16 protein-coding genes are annotated in these 20,705 nt (G+C 39.9%); 9 read left to right on the top strand and 7 right to left on the bottom strand.

The features are described 5' to 3' along the window. Positions 1 to 18 precede the first annotated feature (18 nt). The 3 genes from H5161_RS18425 to H5161_RS18415 are packed head-to-tail and all read right to left on the bottom strand — an operon-like array spanning position 19 to position 3,994. Positions 19 to 1,965: an LTA synthase family protein gene (locus tag H5161_RS18425; RefSeq protein ID WP_182769831.1), complete on the bottom strand. Its 1,947-nt coding sequence runs from the start codon at positions 1,963 to 1,965 to the stop codon at positions 19 to 21. Beyond that, complete coding sequence (locus tag H5161_RS18420) at positions 1,956 to 2,327, bottom strand: diacylglycerol kinase (RefSeq protein WP_007582120.1); 372 nt, start codon at positions 2,325 to 2,327, stop codon at positions 1,956 to 1,958. The genes H5161_RS18425 and H5161_RS18420 overlap by 10 nt, the downstream gene beginning before the upstream one ends. Continuing rightward, positions 2,324 to 3,994 carry a phosphoethanolamine transferase gene (locus H5161_RS18415; RefSeq protein ID WP_182769830.1) on the bottom strand — a complete coding sequence of 557 codons (1,671 nt, stop codon included), beginning with the start codon at positions 3,992 to 3,994 and terminating at the stop codon, positions 2,324 to 2,326. The genes H5161_RS18420 and H5161_RS18415 overlap by 4 nt, the downstream gene beginning before the upstream one ends. Before the next feature lie 540 nt (positions 3,995 to 4,534). Here H5161_RS18415 and ilvG point away from each other — a divergent pair. The 8 genes from ilvG to H5161_RS18375 all read left to right on the top strand — a co-directional run bounded on the left by ilvG (position 4,535) and on the right by H5161_RS18375 (position 13,652). After that, on the top strand, positions 4,535 to 6,184 hold the full coding sequence (gene ilvG / locus H5161_RS18410) for an acetolactate synthase 2 catalytic subunit (protein WP_182769829.1): 1,650 nt from the start codon (positions 4,535 to 4,537) through the stop codon (positions 6,182 to 6,184). Continuing rightward, the gene (gene ilvM, locus H5161_RS18405; protein ID WP_002959893.1) at positions 6,181 to 6,426 is read left to right on the top strand and encodes an acetolactate synthase 2 small subunit; all 246 of its coding nucleotides are present in this window, start codon (positions 6,181 to 6,183) and stop codon (positions 6,424 to 6,426) included. Before ilvG ends, ilvM begins: the two co-directional genes overlap by 4 nt. A gap of 103 nt (positions 6,427 to 6,529) precedes the next feature. Further along, positions 6,530 to 8,386 (top strand): dihydroxy-acid dehydratase, encoded by a 1,857-nt coding sequence (gene ilvD, locus H5161_RS18400; protein ID WP_024596945.1) that lies wholly within the window; start codon positions 6,530 to 6,532, stop codon positions 8,384 to 8,386. A gap of 2 nt (positions 8,387 to 8,388) precedes the next feature. Then, positions 8,389 to 9,942, top strand: a complete 1,554-nt coding sequence (ilvA, locus tag H5161_RS18395; protein ID WP_182769828.1) for a threonine ammonia-lyase, biosynthetic — start codon at positions 8,389 to 8,391, stop codon at positions 9,940 to 9,942. 97 nt (positions 9,943 to 10,039) lie between these two features. Next, positions 10,040 to 11,074 carry an ABC transporter substrate-binding protein gene (locus tag H5161_RS18390; RefSeq protein WP_182696389.1) on the top strand — a complete coding sequence of 345 codons (1,035 nt, stop codon included), beginning with the start codon at positions 10,040 to 10,042 and terminating at the stop codon, positions 11,072 to 11,074. A gap of 60 nt (positions 11,075 to 11,134) precedes the next feature. Next, the gene (locus tag H5161_RS18385) at positions 11,135 to 12,310 is read left to right on the top strand and encodes a methyltransferase (protein WP_182693863.1); all 1,176 of its coding nucleotides are present in this window, start codon (positions 11,135 to 11,137) and stop codon (positions 12,308 to 12,310) included. A gap of 30 nt (positions 12,311 to 12,340) precedes the next feature. Then, entirely contained in the window at positions 12,341 to 13,003 is a 663-nt protein-coding gene (can, locus tag H5161_RS18380) for a carbonate dehydratase (RefSeq protein WP_002959903.1), read from the top strand. A gap of 4 nt (positions 13,004 to 13,007) precedes the next feature. Then, the gene (locus H5161_RS18375) at positions 13,008 to 13,652 is read left to right on the top strand and encodes an NAD(P)H-binding protein (protein ID WP_182693864.1); all 645 of its coding nucleotides are present in this window, start codon (positions 13,008 to 13,010) and stop codon (positions 13,650 to 13,652) included. A 217-nt stretch (positions 13,653 to 13,869) separates the two neighbouring features. On the opposite strand, the gene H5161_RS18370 is transcribed toward H5161_RS18375, so the two are convergent. Continuing rightward, positions 13,870 to 14,133, bottom strand: coding sequence for a ubiquinone biosynthesis accessory factor UbiK (locus H5161_RS18370; protein ID WP_002959905.1), 264 nt, complete (start codon positions 14,131 to 14,133; stop codon positions 13,870 to 13,872). 161 nt (positions 14,134 to 14,294) lie between these two features. Here H5161_RS18370 and rep point away from each other — a divergent pair, with 161 nt between their 5' ends. Further along, entirely contained in the window at positions 14,295 to 16,313 is a 2,019-nt protein-coding gene (rep, locus tag H5161_RS18365) for a DNA helicase Rep (RefSeq protein WP_182693720.1), read from the top strand. Between the two features lie 15 nt (positions 16,314 to 16,328). Here the strand turns inward: rep and H5161_RS18360 are convergent, their stop codons facing one another. The 3 genes from H5161_RS18360 to elbB form a co-directional block, all read right to left on the bottom strand. Continuing rightward, complete coding sequence (locus H5161_RS18360) at positions 16,329 to 18,893, bottom strand: diguanylate cyclase domain-containing protein (protein ID WP_182724151.1); 2,565 nt, start codon at positions 18,891 to 18,893, stop codon at positions 16,329 to 16,331. A 164-nt stretch (positions 18,894 to 19,057) separates the two neighbouring features. Beyond that, a complete protein-coding gene (locus H5161_RS18355; protein WP_002959908.1) occupies positions 19,058 to 19,453 on the bottom strand; it encodes a cytochrome c5 family protein in 396 nt (131 codons plus the stop codon). A gap of 233 nt (positions 19,454 to 19,686) precedes the next feature. After that, positions 19,687 to 20,334 (bottom strand): isoprenoid biosynthesis glyoxalase ElbB, encoded by a 648-nt coding sequence (gene elbB, locus H5161_RS18350; protein WP_182769827.1) that lies wholly within the window; start codon positions 20,332 to 20,334, stop codon positions 19,687 to 19,689. Between the last annotated feature and the right edge of the window lie 371 nt (positions 20,335 to 20,705).

Genomic DNA, 20,705 nt, shown 5'->3' with positions numbered 1-20,705 from the left:
TATTATCAAGTCACTTGGTTAATGATACCAACCATTTGTGTAGGCTAAATTACCCAAGTTCGCGTGGGCTAGGGCTTTTCTAACTAGTTGCTCATCATTTTCACATGGTACAAGCTGGTTATTGCTATACGCATAGGTTGTTGCTGGTTTTTGTGGTTGTAACACCACCACTTTATTATCGTGCATGTAGGCAAAGTTTTTGTCGTATTGCATCATTGCGCGTTGTTTGTTGTCGCTAATTGGCTTTGATAAATCATGACCTATCATTGGGTGCTTACCACTTGCGCCAATTAAAGACAGTAGAGTAACAGGAATATCGAGCTGACTGGCTAGTTGGCTATCTCGTTTATGGGTAATACCTTTTCCAAAAATAACGGCCGGAATTTTAAAGTGATCCACCGGTACTAAATTCGAACCCGATACGCGCGAGTCGTGATCGGCAATAACTATAAATACAGTATCATCCCAGTAGCTCGATTTTTTAGCTTTTTCGATAAAGGTGCCTAGTGCGTAATCGGCATACTTGGCAGCATTATTACGGGTTTGTTTTTGTTTATCGTACAGCGTTATTTTATCGTCAGGAAAGTCATACGGGCTATGATTAGAGCTTGAGAATATAAGGCTAAAAAAGGGTTTGTTTTGATTTTTAAGCTTAGTAAGTTCTATGTCGGCCTGGTCGTACAAGTCTTCGTCTGATGCGCCCCACGAGCCATTAAAGTCTATTTTTTTAAAGTTATTTGTATCTACGATACTTTTAAAACCGTTGCCTAAAAAGAAGCTGCGCATGTTATCAAAATGGCTTTCGCCACCATAAATGAACTGCGTGTTGTAATTTTGCTTCGCTAAAAAATCAGCAATGGTAAAAAAGTCACGTTGTGATTTATCAAGCTTAACAACTGCACGCGAAGGCGTTGGTGTAAACCCTGTAATTACAGCCTCAATTCCACGTACTGAACGTGTACCCGTGGCGTATAAATTATCAAACCCCCAGCCTTGTTTATAAAGGGCGTCTATATTAGGTGTAAGCGGTAAACCGCCAAGTGTGCCTACATAACGAGCACCTAAACTTTCTTGTAAAATAATGACTAAATTTTTGGGTTTACCTGTATTACTTGCGCCATGAAACGTTTTTGTAGGGGCGGTTACATCACTAAATGTGCCTTGCGTATTTTGCATGTTACTACGCACAATACTAAGTAATTCATCGGTGGGCATTTTACCGTAATAGTCTTGGCTCGATTGCTCATTAGAAAGTTGCTTAACTGCAAACGCGACGCTATAAAGTGAGTTAAGGGTTAAGTCGTTAAGTAAATGATCGGTAGAAAACGAGACCATGGCGGGGTTAAGTGGTCTGTGTCCTAATGAGTTGCGGGCGCCAAAAATAGTTAAGCATACTAAAACAAGCGCTAAAATTGATTGATTTAAACCTGTTAGTGATGACTTGCTTTGCCATTGATTGCTAAATATTTTACTTGCAAATTTACAGCTTAAAATAAGTGCTATAACAGCAATAAATACTTCTACCTTATAGCCTGAAAAAATCATTTTTGTGACTTCTTTAGGATAAATTAAATATTCTATAAATAAGCGGTTTGGGCGTAAATCGTACTCGTTTATAAACGTAGGCGTAATCACTTCAAAAAAAACAAGTAAAGCAGACATCGTCACTAAATAAATTTTAATGAGGCCGCGTACTTTATTTTGCCAACCTACGCTTTGCATCAGTAAAGTAAGTAGTAATGCGGGCATAATAATGTAGCTTAGAGTGGCTATATCAACTCTTAAACCACCTATAAATATAGATAACCATGCATGCAATCCAAATACACGCTCCCCTTGCCATACACTTAATCCAAAGCGAGCAAGTGTTAACAAGCTAAGTGCTAAAACAGCAAATACAACAAAAATCCATACAGGGCCAAGTGCATTTTGTATTTTAGGTATAAAAGTTAGCTTTATGCCCATAACACAGCCCACCAAATAAGAGCGGCAATTAGCATAGCTATAAACACGCTTGCAGAGGCTATATCTTTAGCTAGCCCCGAAAGCTCATGGTATTCACTGCCAATTCTATCAACTACAACCTCAACTGCCGTATTTACCAGCTCAGCAAACAATACAAAAAGCAGGCTAGCTATAAGCAGTAATTTATCCCTTAGTGCAATTTCTTGTAGCCACACAAACACACCGAGTAATGAAAACAGTGCTAGCTCTTGTTGGAACGCCGCTTCAAATCGACTCATCCATTTTAAGCCGTTAAAAGAATGGCTTAAGGTAAAAATAAGACGCATTAAGCCTTGGCGTTTTATAACGGTTTTATTACTCATAGTTTTATTTCGCTTGGTGTTGTTTGGCAGTTAGCAAGTAAATCGAGCGATGCCTGATACGTTTTGCTTTTAATGCCAATTAAATTTAAAAGGGTGTGAAAAATATTGTTGTGTGAGCGTGCAGCGCGGGTGTCTAAATTAGCTAAACAGGTATTAGTAATGCGCTGATTATGCTCATCAGCCCACATATAAAGAGGAACGTGCGTTTGTGTGCTAGGTGCAAAGCTATACGGAAAACCATGTAAATAAGCACCGGCTTCGCCAAGTGATTCACCATGATCAGAGACATATAAAAACTGCTTATCTATGTTGTTTGGCAGCGCTTTTAATTGCTCAATTACCTGGGCGTTAACAAAGTCGCTGTACGCAATTGTGTTGTCGTAGGTATTAACTAATTCATCGTGTGAGCAGTTTTGAATGTCGCTTCTGTCGCACGTGGGCTTAAATTGCTTAAATTTTTCTGGGTAGCGTTTAAAGTAGGTTGGTCCGTGTGAGCCCATCATGTGTAGGACGATAACGGTATTAGCTTGGTTTAAATTAGCGAGTTTGCGCTTAAGTGGAGCAAGCAGTGCTTCATCAAAACAATATTTTCCATCGCAAAGCGCTGATGGGGTGGTTGGGATATCAATGTTAACAACACGGGTGCATACGTTTTTACAGCCGCTGTTGTTATCAACCCACAGTACGTCGCTGCCAGCTTGTTGTGCTAAGTCAACCAGGTTTTGTTGGTTGTCGGCTGCTAATCGATCAAAGTTATCTTGTGTTTGCAGTGAAAACATACACGGCACAGACACTGCAGTAGCGGTGCCACAAGACGCCACATTATTAAAATACGTCACATTATGCTTTTGTGTATAAGGGTTGGTGTTGCGCTTATAACCTTGATAAGCAAAGTTTTCTGCTCGTGCGGTTTCGCCAACAACCATAACAGTTACGCTGGTGGTGTTAGGCGTAATGAGAGTGGGTGTTGTATCTATATTTTTAAATTCCATATTGGTATACAGCAGCTGATCGCGCATATATTTATAACCGCTAGAGAGATACTGAAATGGGATGAGTTCTTTTTTCAAAATGCGGTTATTGCGGCCAGTGGCTGCGTAGTCGGCGTAAAAGTTTACGACCACTAAAGCAATTAATGAGCAGCACGCTACAATAAGTTTTATACGACTAATCGCTTCTTGGTGAGGACGGGTAAAGTGTATTTTTACTTTGCTTAATATAAAAACAGGTAGCGCACAAAACAGTAGTAGAAAGCCTATGAGCTGCGGATTTAAATAGCTCAGCGCTTCGCTTGAATCTGTTTCGAACGTGTTTTGAATCATTGAATAGTCAAACACGACGCCGTAATTTAATGAGCCGTAAAGTACGGCACTCGAAATTATCAGTAAAAGGTAGTTAATTGGTTTTAGTAACCACCTGACCGACACTATTGAAAAGAAAATAATTAAAAGGCATAACAAAAGCAGTGGCACTGAAAGTAAAAATAGCCATGAAAAAGATGCAAGGGAGGTGATGGCGCTAAACGAACCTTGAATAAAAGGAATGTTTATAACTAAACAGTAATAACAGGCAATCATCACTACAAAGGCATTTGCACTACAGTGAATGTAAAACCGCTTACTACGATTTGGCTTTTTTTGTGCTGGTGTTTGGCTAGTTATGTTCATATTTAGGCTCGTTTAAAATAACAACGCCATGCTATGCAACAACACTTAAGAGTCGCTTAAGAGAACCTACGCATTACCTGAAGGAGATAAATAATTTTATTTATAAAAATATTCTCAAAAATTAATCAAACCTTAAATAAGGGATATAAGAATAGTGAATTTCTGAGATTAAAATTAGAGCATAAAAAAACCACTACCAGCTTGTATAATGAATTTTAAAACCTGATAAATTGCCTTTTAGTCTTTTTGTTAGATTAACTTTGGTGTTGACTTAAAGGGCCTAGCGCGGTACTAATATAAAAAGAGAGCGAAGGAATAACCTTCGCGATAATTGAACAAAATTTGGTATTAATTACATGCTTGCAAACGCACTTAACCTAGTCCTGATTATTATCGTGGTGATTATTCCCGCGAGGGCTTCGTAGTGCTTTAAAAACTTAAGCATTAAAAAAGCCCTCCGCACTTAACCGTTCGGAGGGCTTTTTAGTTTTAAGGGTAAAATTTGTAATTGGGTTGTCACTGAGGAATGAGGGTTTATTAATGACAGGCGCAGAACTAACAATCGACTTATTGGCCAAACACGGCGTAAATGAAGTATTTGGCTACCCAGGCGGAGCTATTATGCCAATTTACGATGCGCTGTATGGCGCGCCAGTCAAACACTACCTAACTCGCCATGAGCAAGGTGCAGGGTTTGCAGCAGTTGGTTATGCTCGCAGCACACGTAAATTAGGCGTATGTTTTGCAACATCTGGCCCAGGTGCAACTAATTTAATAACCGCTCTTGCTGATGCGATGATGGACTCAGTGCCATTATTGGCGATCACCGGCCAAGTGCCTACTGCAGCGATTGGTTCAGATGCGTTTCAAGAAATAGATGTACTAGGTATGTCGCTTTCGTGTACTAAGCACAGCTACATGGTAGAACGAGCTGAAGACTTAGCAGAGATATTACAAGAAGCAATTCATTTAGCGCAAAGCGGCCGCCCAGGTCCTGTACTTGTCGATATCCCAAAAGATATTCAAATGGCTCAAGTCCCTTTTAAACCTTGGCTAGCAGCTAATGAATACTTACCAGAGTTAGATTTAAAGCAAGTTGCTATTGCTAATCAATTGTTGAGTGAGGCTAAACAGCCTGTAGCGTATGTTGGTGGTGGTGTACAAGCCGCTGATGCGCAAGACGAACTAATGCAATTTTTAAATAAAACTCAGATGCCAGCTGTATCAACACTTAAAGCGCTGGGCAGTGTATTACCAGATTACGAACATTACTTAGGTATGTTGGGTATGCATGGTGGTCAAGCTGCTAATATAGCAGTGCAAGAATGTGATGTACTTGTATGTATAGGGGCACGCTTTGATGACCGCGTAACAGGCAACTTAGCTAAATTTGCAGCTAAAGCTAAAGTAATCCATTTAGATATAGATGCTGCTGAAGTTGGTAAGCGAAAACCTGCTAAAGCTTCATTAATTGCCGATTTAAAAACGTCGTTACCCGCACTTGAGTGCTTTGTAACACCTAAAGCTTGGTGTGACACAAATAAAGAAATGAATATTAAGCATGCGTGGCGTTACGACTACCCAGGTGAGAAGGTTTTTGCACCGTACTTATTAAACCAACTAAGCCAACGCATGCCAAAAACAGGGGTTGTGTGCTGCGATGTGGGTCAGCACCAAATGTGGGTAGCACAACACATGAAGTTTACTCATCCGAGTAATCATTTAAGCAGTGGTGGTGCAGGGACAATGGGCTTTGGTCTACCTGCGGCTATTGGTGCACAAGTAGCACGCCCTGATGACTTTGTTATCACTGTATCGGGCGATGGTTCTATAATGATGAATATTCAAGAGCTGGCCACTATTCGTCGTAACAATTTACCTGTAAAAATATTAATTTTAGATAACCAGCGTTTAGGGATGGTTCGCCAATGGCAGGAACTATTTTTTGAAGGGCGTTATTCTGAAACTAATCTGTCGGATAACCCAGACTTTGTGCAATTAGCTGCTGTATTTGGTATCCCAGGGCAAACAATTACTCACGCTAACCAAGTTGATGATGCGATAACTGCATTAGTTAACAGTAAAGGTCCGTACATAGTACATGCCTGTATTGATGATAAAGAAAATGTTTGGCCGCTTGTACCACCTGGGGCTGCTAACGACGAAATGATGACGGAGAGAGCAAAATGAAACATAGCTTAACTATTGCATTAAAAAGTCAAAGTATAGCGGTAGAGCGCTTTTTACGAGTGGTGCGTCATCGTGGTTTTGACCTTACGCATTTTCAGCTCAATATGGACGATGGTTTTTATAATGTAGACATGACGGTAGATAGTGATAAACCAATTCACCTTTTAACCAGCCAGTTAAATAAGCTGGTGGATGTAAAAGAAGTCACTTTACAAAATTTACAGCAACAACAGGCTGTGTAATTACGAACTGAAAAACAATTTACGAGTAACTGAATCACTCGGTTACTCACCAATTTTAGAATGAGGAATGCCCGCTTATTTTGCGGCAAAAACTGAGGTAACTATGGCTAAATTAAGAAGTGCAACAACAACTGAAGGGCGTAAACGCGCAGGCGCTCGTGCATTATGGCGCGCAACAGGTATGACCGACACCGATTTTGGTAAGCCGATTATTGCCGTAGTTAACTCGTTTACACAATTTGTACCAGGGCATGTTCACCTTAATCAGCTAAGTGAACTTATGGCTGAAACCATTACACAAGCCGGTGGCGTCCCTAAAGAATTTAATACTATTGCGATTGATGATGGTATTGCAATGGGTCACGGCGGCATGCTGTATTCGCTGCCTTCGCGCGACTTAATTGCTGACTCGGTTGAGTATATGGTAAATGGTCATTGTGCTGATGCGATGATTTGTATTTCAAACTGCGACAAAATTACTCCAGGAATGATGCTTGCAGCACTACGCTTAAATATTCCGGTAATATTTGTATCAGGCGGTCCAATGGAAGCAGGTAAAACTAAGCTTGCTAACATCGATATTAAACTTGATTTAGTAGATGCCATGGTTAAAGGCGCTGATGAATCGGTAAGTGATGCAGATTCAGAGCAAGTAGAGCGCTCTGCGTGTCCAACATGTGGCTCGTGTTCAGGCATGTTTACTGCAAACTCAATGAACTGTCTGCTAGAAGCGATTGGTTTAGCATTGCCAGGTAACGGTACGACGCTTGCGACTCATAAAGACCGTAAACAACTTTATGTTGAAGCGGGGGCTCGTATTGTTGATTTATGTCGTGAGTATTATCAAAAAGATAATCAAGATGTATTGCCACGTGCTATTGCTAACAAAACAGCCTTTATGAATGCAATGGTTGTTGATATTGCAATGGGTGGCTCGTCAAATACGGTATTGCATTTACTTGCTGCAGCGCAAGAAGCGGGCGTTGATTTTGATATGTCGCACATTGATGCGCTCTCTCGTAAAACACCATTTTTATGTAAAGTTGCACCAGCGACACCTGAATATCACATTGAAGATGTGCACCGCGCAGGCGGCATGATGGCAATCGTACGTGAACTTGGCAAAGCAGGCTTAGTTGATATGTCAGTTAATCATGTTGCTGGGTCAACTATGGCTGAGCTCGTTAAAAAATGGGATGCAACAGATCCTACTAACGAAGCAGCGCGCAAATTTTACCGTGCTGGCCCTGCGGGCATTCGTACCACTAAAGCAATGAGCCAAGAGTGTCGTTGGGACGAGGGCGATAATGACCGTGTTAATGGGTGCATCCGAAGTGTCGAACACGCTTTTCGCCAAGACGGTGGCTTAGCTGTACTTTCGGGTAATTTAGCAGTTGATGGCTGTATTGTTAAAAGCGCTGGCGTTGTTGATGAAATGCTACATTTTGAAGGTACTGCAGTCGTGTACGAGTCACAAGATGATTCTGTAGAAGGTATTTTAAACGATGAAGTAAAAGCCGGTGATATCGTGGTTATTCGTTACGAAGGCCCTAGAGGAGGCCCTGGTATGCAAGAAATGCTATACCCAACTAGCTACTTGAAATCAAAAGGCCTAGCTGAAAAATGTGCACTTATTACTGATGGTCGCTTTTCGGGTGGTACTTCGGGTTTATCAATTGGTCATGTGTCGCCAGAGGCGGCAAGTGGTGGTGCAATTGCTTATGTTGAAAATGGCGACAAAATCATTATTGATATCGCAACACGTGAAATCACATTAGCGTTAAGTGATGAAGAGCTTGAAGCACGTAAACAAAAACAATTAGCACGCGGAAAACTGGCGTACAAACCAGTTGATCGTGAGCGCTATGTATCGTCTGCTTTAAAGGCTTATGCATTACTTGCAACAAGTGCTGATAAAGGCGCAGTGCGTGACTTAGCTAAATTGGAGGCGCTTAGTTAATTATGGTCTCTCAAGAGCTCGATTATTTTCGCGCTATTATTCAAGCAAACATGGAGCCTTTGGCTAAAGTTACCGAGGTCAGCGAAATGGCTGAGCTCGGTGCTAAATTAGGTAACCATGTTTGGTTAAAGCGTGAAGACCAACAGCCCGTGTATTCATTTAAATTACGCGGTGCGTATAACAAATTAAATAAATTACCTAAAGGCTCAGTGGTTATCACTGCTTCAGCGGGTAATCACGCTCAAGGGGTTGCACTAAGTGCTTCTCACTTAGGGCATCAAGCTACAATTGTAATGCCAGTAACAACGCCTGAAATAAAAGTCAGTGCGGTACGTGCGCTTGGCGGTGAAGTTGTGCTACATGGACATCATTTTGATGCCGCAAAAGCACATGCGCTTGAGCTTACAGAGCAACGAAACGGTATATTTGTTCCACCATTTGATGACCCAGACGTCATTGTTGGTCAAGGTACTGTAGCACGTGAGCTTATGCAGCAATTAAACGAGCTCGATGCGGTGTTTATTCCTGTTGGCGGCGGCGGTTTACTTGCTGGGATGGCGGTTTATATTAAATCGCTGCGTCCAGATATAAAAGTAATTGGTGTAGAAGCCGACGAAAGTGCATGTTTACAAGCGGCACTTAAAGCAGGCAAACCGGTAGAGCTTGAGCGCGTTGGTAGTTTTGCTGATGGCGTAGCGGTTAAAATTATTGGCACTGAAACATTTCGCTTAGCGCAAAAGTTTTGTGATGAAGTTATAACCGTCACCAGCGACGAAATATGTGCTGCCATGCAGGATATTTTTGTATCTACCCGTGCAATAGCAGAGCCTTCAGGTGCACTTGCAACGGCAGGGCTTAAAAAATGGAGCCAGCAGTCGGGTTTAAAAGGGTTACATTTAGCGGCTGTTTTATCCGGTGCTAATTTAAACTTTGATCGCCTGCGTTATGTTGCAGAGCGCACTGCGCTGGGTGAAAAAAACGAAGCGTTATTAGCGGTTACTATTAAAGAAGAAAAAGGCAGCTTTAAACAGTTTTGTGCTTCTTTAGGTGGCCGTGCTATTACTGAGTTTAACTACCGTTATGCAGGACCTGGTGAAGCACAAATATTTGTAGGTATTGCCCTGCGCCAAGGCGAGCAAGAGCTTAATGAGCTAAAGCAAGACTTAACAAATAATGACTACCAATTTTGCGATCTGTCGGATAACGAACTCGCTAAATTACATGTGCGCTACATGGTTGGCGGAAAAGCACCCGAGCAATTACATGAGCGCTTACTTCGCTTTGAATTTCCAGAGTATCCAGGTGCGCTTGCACGCTTTTTAGATACTTTAGGTAGTAATTGGAACATTACCTTATTCCATTATCGTAATCACGGTGGTTCGATGGGGAATGTACTGGCAGGTTTTGCTATTGAGCCGAGTCAGTATGAGATATTTAACGAGCACTTAAATCGTTTAGGTTACAGTGTACAAGATGAAACACAAAATCCGTGCTTTAGCCAATTCTTAACATCAAAGCCCCAAGCAGAAAAAGCCGAAAAACTCGCCTCAGTATAATCCTACTTTATAGGCAGGCACCTAACTAGGGTGCTTGCTTTATTACACGTTTTACATATAGTTACAGGTAATCGTCATACTTTTTGAGGACACCTAGTTGCTATTTAAAGGATTAATCATTGGATTGTGCTTTTTTTGTAGCCATATCGCGGCGCAAGAATCAGTCACATTACAGCTAAAATGGACACATCAGTTTCAGTTTGCTGGCTACTATATGGCAAAGCAAAAAGGCTTTTATAATGAAGCGGGCCTTGATGTAACCATTAAACAAGCTAATCCAATGAAACCTGATACCTTTGCTCCTGTCGCCAGTGGCGAAGCACAATTTGGAGTAGGGCACTCTGGTATTTTACAGCAACGTATTAATGGACAACCTCTTGTTGCTATGGCTGCCTTATTGCAATTTTCACCTTACTGCTGGATGGTTAAAGACACGTCTGATATTTTTCATCCACGTGACTTTGTTAATAAACGTATCACTGCGGTAAGCAAAAATGATGGTACCGAACTACTTATTATGCTTAAACGCAGTGGCGTTGATGTGGATAAACTCAAAGTTTACGATGGCGAAAATCCAGGCCAGGCTTGGATTGAAAACAAGCTAGATGCTATGCAAGTATATGTTACTACAGAGCCTTATTATATGACTCAACAAGGTGTAGCTCATCGACTTGTTTGCCCACAGCGTTATGGTATGGATGTATATAGCGACATTTTATTTACCAGCGAAAACATGCTTAAGAAAAATCCTCAAACGGTCGAAAAATTCTACCAAGCGAGCCTAAAAGGGTGGCGTTATGCAATGATGAACATGGATGAAGCCATTGCAGTCACCCAGCAAAACTATGCACCGGGTAAAAGCTTTTATCAGCTCGCTTTTGAGGCTGAAGTACTAAAAAGTTATATAACCCCACCCACTACCAGTTTAGGACATATGTCGATAGCAAAGTGGCGCTTAATTGCGGACTTATATGGCATACCGCAAAACGAATTTGACGAAGTGAAATCTCACTTTATTTATAAATATCAAGAGCCTGAAAAAATGCAGTTATCGTGGATGCTCATGGCAGCTATTTTGGTAAGTATTATTTCAATACCTTTGTATTTACGGCTGATTTTTAGTAAAAATTAACTGCTTAGGTAATTCACGAAACTGATATAATTAATTGTCTTTTTTATTTTTTAAGCTGTTATGACTTTAGCTGAGCAATTTTTAGCACTTGATTCTCTTTTAATACATCATCGTCAGTATTGGCAGTGCACTGCATTTGATTTTGACACTATACCTTGGCCAGAGCTACAAGGCATACTTAGCGAACTAACTGATGATCAGGTAAGCGTTCTTGATAACGATCAAAACCAGCTATACCAATTTTTTAGCCAGCACATAAACCAACTTGATGAACTTGCAAAGTTATGCGAGTTACCTAGCACAGCCCACTCTCGAGCTGATTATCCATTTTGGATAAGTAACGGCATTAAAGGTCGTAAGTTTGCACAGTTACAAGATTTTGTATCTGCACTACCTAATACCAAACAACCTGTTTTAGAGTGGTGCGCGGGTAAAGGACACTTAGGTCGAATGCTTGCGTTTAATGGCGCAAGTAATGTACATAGTATTGAACTGCAACAAAGCTTATGCGAGCAAGGACAAAAAAGTGCACAGCAACAAGGCTTAGCAATGCACTTTAGCCAAGCAGATGTATTAAAAGACGATATCACTCAATTTTTTAATACAGACATGCATGCTGTAGCACTTCACGCATGCGGTGGCTTACACCAAGCATTTATGCGCCAAGCAAGTTTAGCGAAAGTACAGCAAATTAGCTTTTCACCTTGTTGCTACCATTTATTCACGGCTAATGAGTACCGTGCAATGAGTGAGGATGCAAATAAAAGTGAGCTTAATCTAACGCATCGTGATTTAAAGCTCGCATTACAAGAAACTGTCACAGCGCCTTCTCGTTTGGAAAAAGTACGTAAAACAGAACTTGAGTGGCGACTTGGTTTTGATGCACTAAGAAAGTCGATCACTGGCGAGCAATATTACGTAAGCGTACCTTCGGTCAACAAAGCTATATTCTCAGATTCGTTTAAATCGTTTTGTGCATGGGCTGCAGATAAAAAGGCATTAAAATTACCTCAAGATACTGATTATATTAAGTATTTAGAGGTTGGGGTGGCTCGAAAAAAAATAACTGACCGAGTTGAACTGGTTCGACATGTGTTCAGAAGGGCAATTGAAGTTTGGCTTGTGCTCGATCGTGCTTTATATTTGCAACAGCAAGGTTATCAAGTAAGCGTTAAAACGTTTTGTGAAAAGCAGTTAACGCCTCGTAATATTTTGATTCTTGCTAATGTCCATTAAATTTCCGTCCTCGACTTAATAAGAGATGCAATGAGAAAGTTAAAAAATTTATTCGATAACAACAAACGTTGGGCTGCTCGTACAAGTGAAGCAGACCCTGAGTTTTTTAAAATTTTATCTATGCAACAAAATCCAGAGTATTTATGGATTGGTTGTTCAGACTCTCGTGTACCTGCAAATCAAATAGTTGATTTATTACCAGGCGAATTATTTGTACATCGTAACGTTGCTAACGTGGTTGTACACACTGACCATAACTGCTTATCGGTTATGCAGTACGCTGTAGAGGTTTTAAAAGTAAAACATATAATGGTAGTAGGTCACTATGGTTGTGGTGGCGTACAAGCCGTTTTAAACAATGCTAAATTTGGCTTTATTGATAATTGGCTACGCCATGTAGGAGATGTAAAAGAAAAGCATCTTGAACAACTCGACGCAATGCCAGAAAGCGAACGCTTAAGCCGCCTTATTGAGCTAAATGTAATTGAGCAAGTACGTAATGTGTGTCGTACTAACATTGTGCAAGATGCCTGGGAGCGAGGCCAAGAACTAAGCGTTCATGGTTGGGTTTATGGTTTAGAAAACGGCCATCTTCATGATTTAGAATCTGTAGTAACGTGCGCGAGTGAAGAAACGCAAAGCTACAAAAAAGCAGTGCAACACGTATTTAAAAAAGTGGGTGAAAATAAATAAATCCATGACTAAAACGGCGGTGTTAATAGGTGCTACAGGCTTGGTCGGTAATGAGTTGCTCCATAAGTTACTTAATAGCGATCGTTATACAAAAGTAGTTACGTTAAGCCGTCGAGCTCTGCCTGTCACACATGCAAAGCTAGTTAATCACGTTATTGATTTTGAAAAATTAACTCAATATGTTGAGCTTTTTAAAGGTGATGTATTGTTTTCGTGTTTGGGCACAACCCGTAAACGAGCGGGCTCGATACACGCTCAGCGTAAAGTTGATTTTGATTATCAGTTTATAGCGGCGCAGTTAGCGGCATGTAATGGCGTTACGCATTATTGCTTAGTGTCATCAAGCGGGGCGAATACGCACAGTAATAGTGCTTATTTGAAAATGAAGGGAGAGCTTGAGCAACATATTAAAGCACTCCCTTTTGATAAAATAAGTATTTTACAACCATCTTTATTATTAGGCGATCGTGAGCAATTTAGAGTGGCAGAAAAGATAGGCAGTATTATTTTTCCTGCTATTACACGATTTGCGTTTTTAAAGCGTTACAAACCAATAACTGGCGAACAAGTTGCGCAAAAAATGCTGAGTGTGAGTTTAGCTCAGCAGGCTAAGTTGTCTTATTATGTACTTGATGAGCTATTTGAATAAACTTGGTAAAATGCAAAAGGCAGCCTGAGCTGCCTTTTTTGTACATTAAATTAATACCAATTTTATTAAAAAAATGATCATCTTAGTGTATTAAATAACTCACTAACTACGTTAAAAATTATTTATATAGAACAACTATGTACCATAATTTTAGCCTTGTTATTGAGCTATTTTCTTATCGCTATAATAGAACACTAATTTAATGCAATTGGTATAATTATTCAGCGTCAGTTTTAGCGCTAAGTTGTTGCTCAAGCAATGAAACTTTAGCTTCAAGTTCGGTTAACTTTTCGCGAGTACGAATAAGTACTTGGCTTTGCACATCAAATTCTTCACGGCTCACAAAGTCCATCTCAGCAAGCTTGTTTTGTAGAACTTGCTTTGTTTTACCTTCGAGTGTGTCTGCTAGGTTTTTTACACCTTGCGGCATATTGCTAGTAATTTGCTTAGCAATTTCTTCAAGTTTTGCTGGGTTGATCATATTTGTCCCTTCGGCATTGCCTAAATGATAATAACTAATATTACCTTATACCCACGGTATTTAACACATGATCATCTTTACCTTAATTAATTAAGGCAATTGCTATGCTCGCTGTAATGGTTACGTTAAAATTGCGCGTCTTTTAAATTTCTTTGGTCGTTATGAAACTCAATCCTAAACAAGATGAAGCCGTAAAATATATTAGTGGTCCCTGCTTAGTACTCGCGGGCGCAGGCTCTGGTAAAACCCGTGTTATTACGAATAAAATCGCTTATTTAGTGAAAAAATGTGAGTACAAAGCACGAAATATAGCCGCTGTTACTTTTACCAATAAAGCAGCCAAAGAAATGCGTGAGCGAGTACTGCAAACGCTCGGTAAGCAAGACGCTAAAGGTTTATGGGTATCAACGTTTCATACACTCGGTTTAGAAATAATAAAAAAAGAGTTGAGTACATTAGGGTTTAAACCCGGCTTTTCGTTATTTGATGATCAAGATACCAATCAGCTTCTTAGTGAGCTTACCGAAGACGAGCTCAAAAAAGACAAGGACTTACTCAAACTACTTAAAATGGAAATTGGTAGTTGGAAAAACGAATTAGTACTGCCAGAGCAAGCAATACGCGAAGCGCGTGATGCGCAAAAGGCATTGTTCGCGCAGTTATATGGGCGCTATCAAAATCAACTGCGTGCTTATAACGCACTGGATTTTGATGATTTAATTATGATCCCTACTTTGTTACTTACTAATAACGCCACATCTCGTGAGCGCTGGCAGCAACGCTTTAAATACTTGCTGGTGGATGAGTATCAAGATACCAATACAAGCCAATATCAACTTGTTAAATTGCTAGTAGGCGAGCGTGCCCGTTTTACTGTGGTAGGTGATGACGATCAATCAATTTACTCATGGCGTGGTGCTCGCCCGCAAAACTTAGTGTTATTAGGTAAAGACTACCCAGGGCTTAGACTTATAAAGCTTGAACAAAACTATCGAAGTGCAGGGCGAATACTAAAAGCAGCTAACATTTTAATTGCCAATAACCCACATGACATAGAGAAAAAGTTATTTAGTGAACTAGGTTATGGAGAGCCGATTAAAGTAATAGGGTGCCGCGATGAAGAGCATGAATCTGAGCGTGTGGTTGCTGAAATAATTTCACATAAGTTTATGAAGCGAACCAGCTATAAAGATTACGCGATTTTATATCGTGGTAATCATCAAGCACGTGGCTTTGAAAAATCACTAATGAGTAACCGTATCCCTTATAAAATTAGTGGCGGTATGTCGTTTTTCGCTCGCTCAGAAATTAAAGATATTATGGCGTACTTACGCCTATTAGTTAATCAAGATGATGACAATGCGTTTTTACGTATCGTAAATACACCGCGACGCGAAATAGGCACGGTTACCCTTGAAAAGCTTGGTACGCTTGCTAATGAAAAGCACGCGAGCTTGTTTGCTACCTGTTTTGATAACGATTTAGGCTACAGACTAAAAGGGCGTGGCTTTAATGCGCTTGCTGGATTTGCACGCTGGGTTGTTGAGCTATCTGATAACGCAGTACGCGGTGATACGCTCGAAGCTGTTAAAGACTTAGTGCGTAATATTAATTACGAGGCATATTTGTACGAGTCGTCACCGAGTGCAAAAGCGGCTGAAATGCGTATGAAAAACGTATCAGAGCTGTATCGTTGGATAACAGATATGTTGACCGGTGATGCCGACAACGAACCAATGACATTAGCCGAGGTTGTTAGCAAGCTAACCCTTCGCGATATGCTTGAGCGTAACGAAGAAGAAGATGAAACCGATGCAGTGCACTTATCAACACTACATGCATCAAAGGGCTTAGAGTACCCGTACGTATTTATGGTGGGTATGGAAGAGGGTTTACTTCCGCATCAGGTAAGTATTGATGAGGACAACGTAGATGAAGAACGTCGCTTAGCTTATGTTGGTATTACTCGCGCACAGCAGGAGTTAACACTTACTTATGCAAAGATACGTCGTCAATTTGGTGAAACTTCACAAACTGAATTAAGCCGATTTGTACAAGAGTTACCGCAGGACGATCTTGCGTTCGAAAACAAAAAGGCGCCAAATACCCAAGCAGAGCGCATGGAAAAAGGCCAAGCAAGAGTCGCTAACTTACGAGCGATGTTTAAAAAGCCTGAGTAATACCTCAGGCTAACTTTATAAAGACTGGGTTGCTTGCACTTCAGGTAACTCAGAGCATACTAAAGCGTGTTGTTTACCTACAAAAAATGCCAAACCGTGTTTATCTAATAAAGCTCTAAAATTAAGTATTGATGGGCCTTTAGCAATGACCTTCATTGCTTTGAGCTTTGTAATTGCAAGCACGCCCTGTAGCTGAAAATCGTATCTTTCTTGTTGTAAAACACGTTTACTAAAGGTCGAGCTAAGTAGTAAATAATCAAAATTAATATCGGTTAGTAAATTAAGTTCGCACCTGTCTTTAGCAAAATTGTTTAAACCAATTGAATAACCAAGTTGTGATAGCGTTTTGAGGTTTTTTATTTGCGTTGCACATGCGTGGCGAATTTCTTGTTCATCAAACAATAAACAGAGTTGGCTTTGTCCTTGTTGTTTATTTAGCGTATCGGTAAATAAAACAAATTCGTGTTCCTCAAGTAGCAAACCAGAGCAAGGAACCAATGCCATAGCTACATTTGCAGTAATTGCTTGTGCATAGGCGCGTTGTAATAGTTGTAACTCTACTTGCAGATGCTGCTCTTTATCTGATGCAAACTTTTTCAAAATATCAAAGCTAGTAAAGCCAAGTATTGGGTGTTCACCAAATGCTTCAAATAAAGATTCAGACTGTTGTTGCTCATCAAGCGTAATTATTTCTGAGCTTCTAAAACTCATAGGTAATATATCAAGGTGATGTTGTGCTTTTAGAGTCTGCGCAGGTATTGATTGCGTTAATAGCGGATGAAATAACTCGTAACGATTTTTTCCTGAGTTTTTGGCGTGATACATGGCGGCATCGGCATCACGAATAATTTCATCTGTATGCGTATAGCTTTTCTTTGAGTAGGTTATCCCTATACTTGCGCCACTTTGTAAAGACTCACCTTTAAGATAAAAGGGTTTTTTCATTAAATCTATAATACGATTTGCAACATCTTCTGCTTGTTGAGGCTCAGTTAAATGGGTTAATAAAATAACAAATTCATCCCCGCCTAAACGTGCTAGTAAATCATGCTCGCGTATACATTGGGCAAATAACTCACTTACGTTAATTAAAAATTGATCGCCTGCATGGTGGCCAAGCTGATCGTTAATATCTTTAAATTTATCTAAATCGATAAACAAAACAGCAAAGTGGTGCTCAGGAAAACGTTGATAATGTTGTAGCGTTTTTTCGAGCTGAGTTAAAAATAGACTACGATTAGGCAAGCTCGTAAGTGAATCGTGATGTGCATCATGATAAAGCTGCTGCTCTATTTTTTTTCGCTCATCTATTTGCATTTGTAAGTGCAGATTAGTTTGACGCAATTCTTTGGTTTTTTCGTTTACTCTAAATTCGAGTTCTTGATGGCTTTTTGCAATTGCTTGATTGACGAGCTTTGTTTGTAAAACAGCTGCAATTTGATGCGATACAAAGGTAATTAACTCGCAATCATCTCGGCTGAAAATATGTTTGTTATCGTAGGCTTGGCAAACAATAAGGCCGATAACACCTTGAGCTGTTTTAAGTGGAGCGCCTAACCAGCTAGTGGCCATTTGCTCTTTTGGTACAGGTGCTGAACGTTGTACCACACCGCTTACTATTAATTCTTTTGCTCTACATGGGTGTATTAGTTGTGTTTCTTCGGTGCTTATTACCAGTTCGCTATAACCTTTAGCAAAGCGTCTTGGCTGTGTATTTTCTTTAAATTCATCTACGCAATAAGGAAAACTAATCCACCCTGTTTCTTTATCATAAAGCGCAATATATAAGTTTTCTGCGTAGGTAATTGTTTTTATTATTTCGTGTATCTTAAAATAAGCGTCATCAAGGTTTTTAGCTTGTGTTGCTATCTCAGATATTTTAAATAGAATTTGTTGGCGTTGAAGTGCGCGTTTACGCTGCTCTATTTCAAGGTTTAGTGCATCGTTACTTTGAGTGAGTGCGCGGGTGCGAATTTTAACTTCTGACTCAAGAAGCTCTCGTTTTTTTACACGCTCTATTGCTGTAGCCAAATAAAGCGACATAAACTCAAGTAATTGTATTTGCTGTGAGCTATAGCCTTGTTTTGTATCGTAACTTTGCGCTGCTAAAACACCGATAATATTATGTTCTTGGTAAACAGGTACGCCTACCCAATGTTCGGCAGGAGTGCCTAATGCTTTAAATAAACCTTCTGCTGCAGCATCTTGCATTTGCTGCTTGGTAAAACATGTGGTTTTACCCTGTTTAAATACATAACCCGTGGCGCCTTCATCAAAGCTATTTGATTGGTTAAGGGCGACGGCAATACCATCTTTTTCATCTGAAAAGTAAGAAAGCTCTAGTGATTGGCTGTATTGATTTAGCAGCACCACATAAAAACTTTTACTAGGTACGTACTTTTGTAAAATGTCATGGATGGCGGGGTATAGCAGGGTTAGCTCGGCCACAGTACTTGCCTGCTCTGATAATTGGATCAGGGCATTTTGTAAGTGATGTGATTGTTTGTATTTTTCGAGAAGCGCTCTAAGGCGTTTATTTTGATACGCCAATTTACTCGATACTGATAGTTTATCTTCCAATGATCTAACCGGCTATTTTTATTGTATAGTTATTAGCCTTATACTTTCACTTTTAGTGCTTATCGTCAAGTTGATATTCCTACTAAAGCAGTAGCTAGACACACTATTTTAGGCATTAAAAAAGGCTTACAGAAGTAAACCTTTTTTGTATATTTCAATCGAGCTTATTTAGATGTCATAAAGTCGATAGCAGCGCTAATCTCATCATCAGAACAATCCATACACGTGCCTTTTGGAGGCATAGCATTAAAGCCATTTAGTGCATGCTCAAGTAAAGTGTCTTTACCTTTAGCAATACGTGGAGCCCAATCGTCAGCCGATTTAGGCGCGCCTAGTGCACCAGTGCCGTGACATGCAAAACATGCACCTTGATATACTTGCTCACCAGAGCGAGGACCGGTAGGCGCCGCTGCAACTGCAGCTTTATCGCCTTCAAGGTATACAGCACCAACCGGCGCGAGACGTGCTTTAATTGCATCTTCAGTCATAGAGTTATCATATGGCTGTGCGTATGCAGTGGTTGCTAGCAATAATAATGCTGCAGCTGTTAATTTTTTCATTTTGCCTTGCTCACTTCGATTTGAACGTGATCAATCACGATTAAAGATGACGGAAATTAAACCGATTATAACTCTCTGAGCCAATTTATAAAATGCTAAGAGCCGTTTTTATTAATAAAACTGACTACTTTTTGCGTTAACGCAATAAAATTTAATTATTTACTGTTTTTTGTTAAGCAATTTAATAAGCGCAATGAGTCATACAATTAACTTTTTAGATCCTAAGATCAAAATCAATTTATTGATAATACGCTACTAACTAGTTTTGCGATCCCTGCGTCGGCTTCAAGAATCGATTCTGCCAACATGTAAGCAGGGGTGGTAAATAGCTTATTTGGTTCATCGATAACTACACCGTCAACCGCACAATCTATATGTTTAGCGCCTAATGTACTTAGCGCTTGTGCTGTCTCTACATCATTACCAATAGTAAGTGCGGCGTTATCGTAAATAAATGGGATCAATGCGGGTGCAATACACATATAACCTGCAGGCTTATTCGCTTTTGCAAATGATTTACAAGCATTAAGGACGTCCTGATTGATATTTGCTTTTGCGCCTTTAATTGCAAAATCGCATAAGTTTTTTGCAGCACCGAAACCGCCAGGTACAATTAATGCGTCAAACTGAGTCACGTCTAGTTCAATCAGCGATATAATGTCACCTCGTGCAATGCGAGCAGCTTCTGTTAATACATTGCGTTTATCAGGCATTACTTCACCTGTTAAATGGTTAATGGTATGAAGTTGTTCAATATCTGGTGCAAAACACTGATACGTTGCGCCATTTTTGGCTATATGTAATAAAGTTAAAATTGCTTCATTAATTTCACTACCATCGTACACACCAGACCCTGCTAATATTACTGCTACGTTTTTCATGCTTTTGTCCCCTAAAGTCTTTTTTATAAGTCGATCGGATGAAGTTTAACATGCTCAAAATTTCTCGCGAAAATAAATTTTTAGTACAAAAATCATTCGCAGTGCAAGTCGTTTTGCGGTTTATGCCATTTGCGATCACTTTGCCTTTAAAAAAATTATAAAGGATCGCTATGATCTTCGATCCATTGTGCTAGAATACTCCTCCGGTTATTTAAATGGACGCGAATAATCAAAGTGAATAACAACAGAAGCAGTCGTTAGAAAACCTTTTTCCACATTGGTTTAAAATAATAAAAAAAGAACCTCGTATTATCTTTTTTAAATTAAAACATACAGTTAAAGTATTTTCTAGGCATTTTATAATGCTTTGG

The sequence above is a fragment of the Pseudoalteromonas sp. SG43-5 genome, from assembly GCF_014164345.1.
Taxonomy (GTDB): domain Bacteria; phylum Pseudomonadota; class Gammaproteobacteria; order Enterobacterales; family Alteromonadaceae; genus Pseudoalteromonas; species Pseudoalteromonas distincta.
Note: the sequence above shows the minus strand (reverse complement) of the source record. Positions and strands in the feature narration are given on the sequence as shown.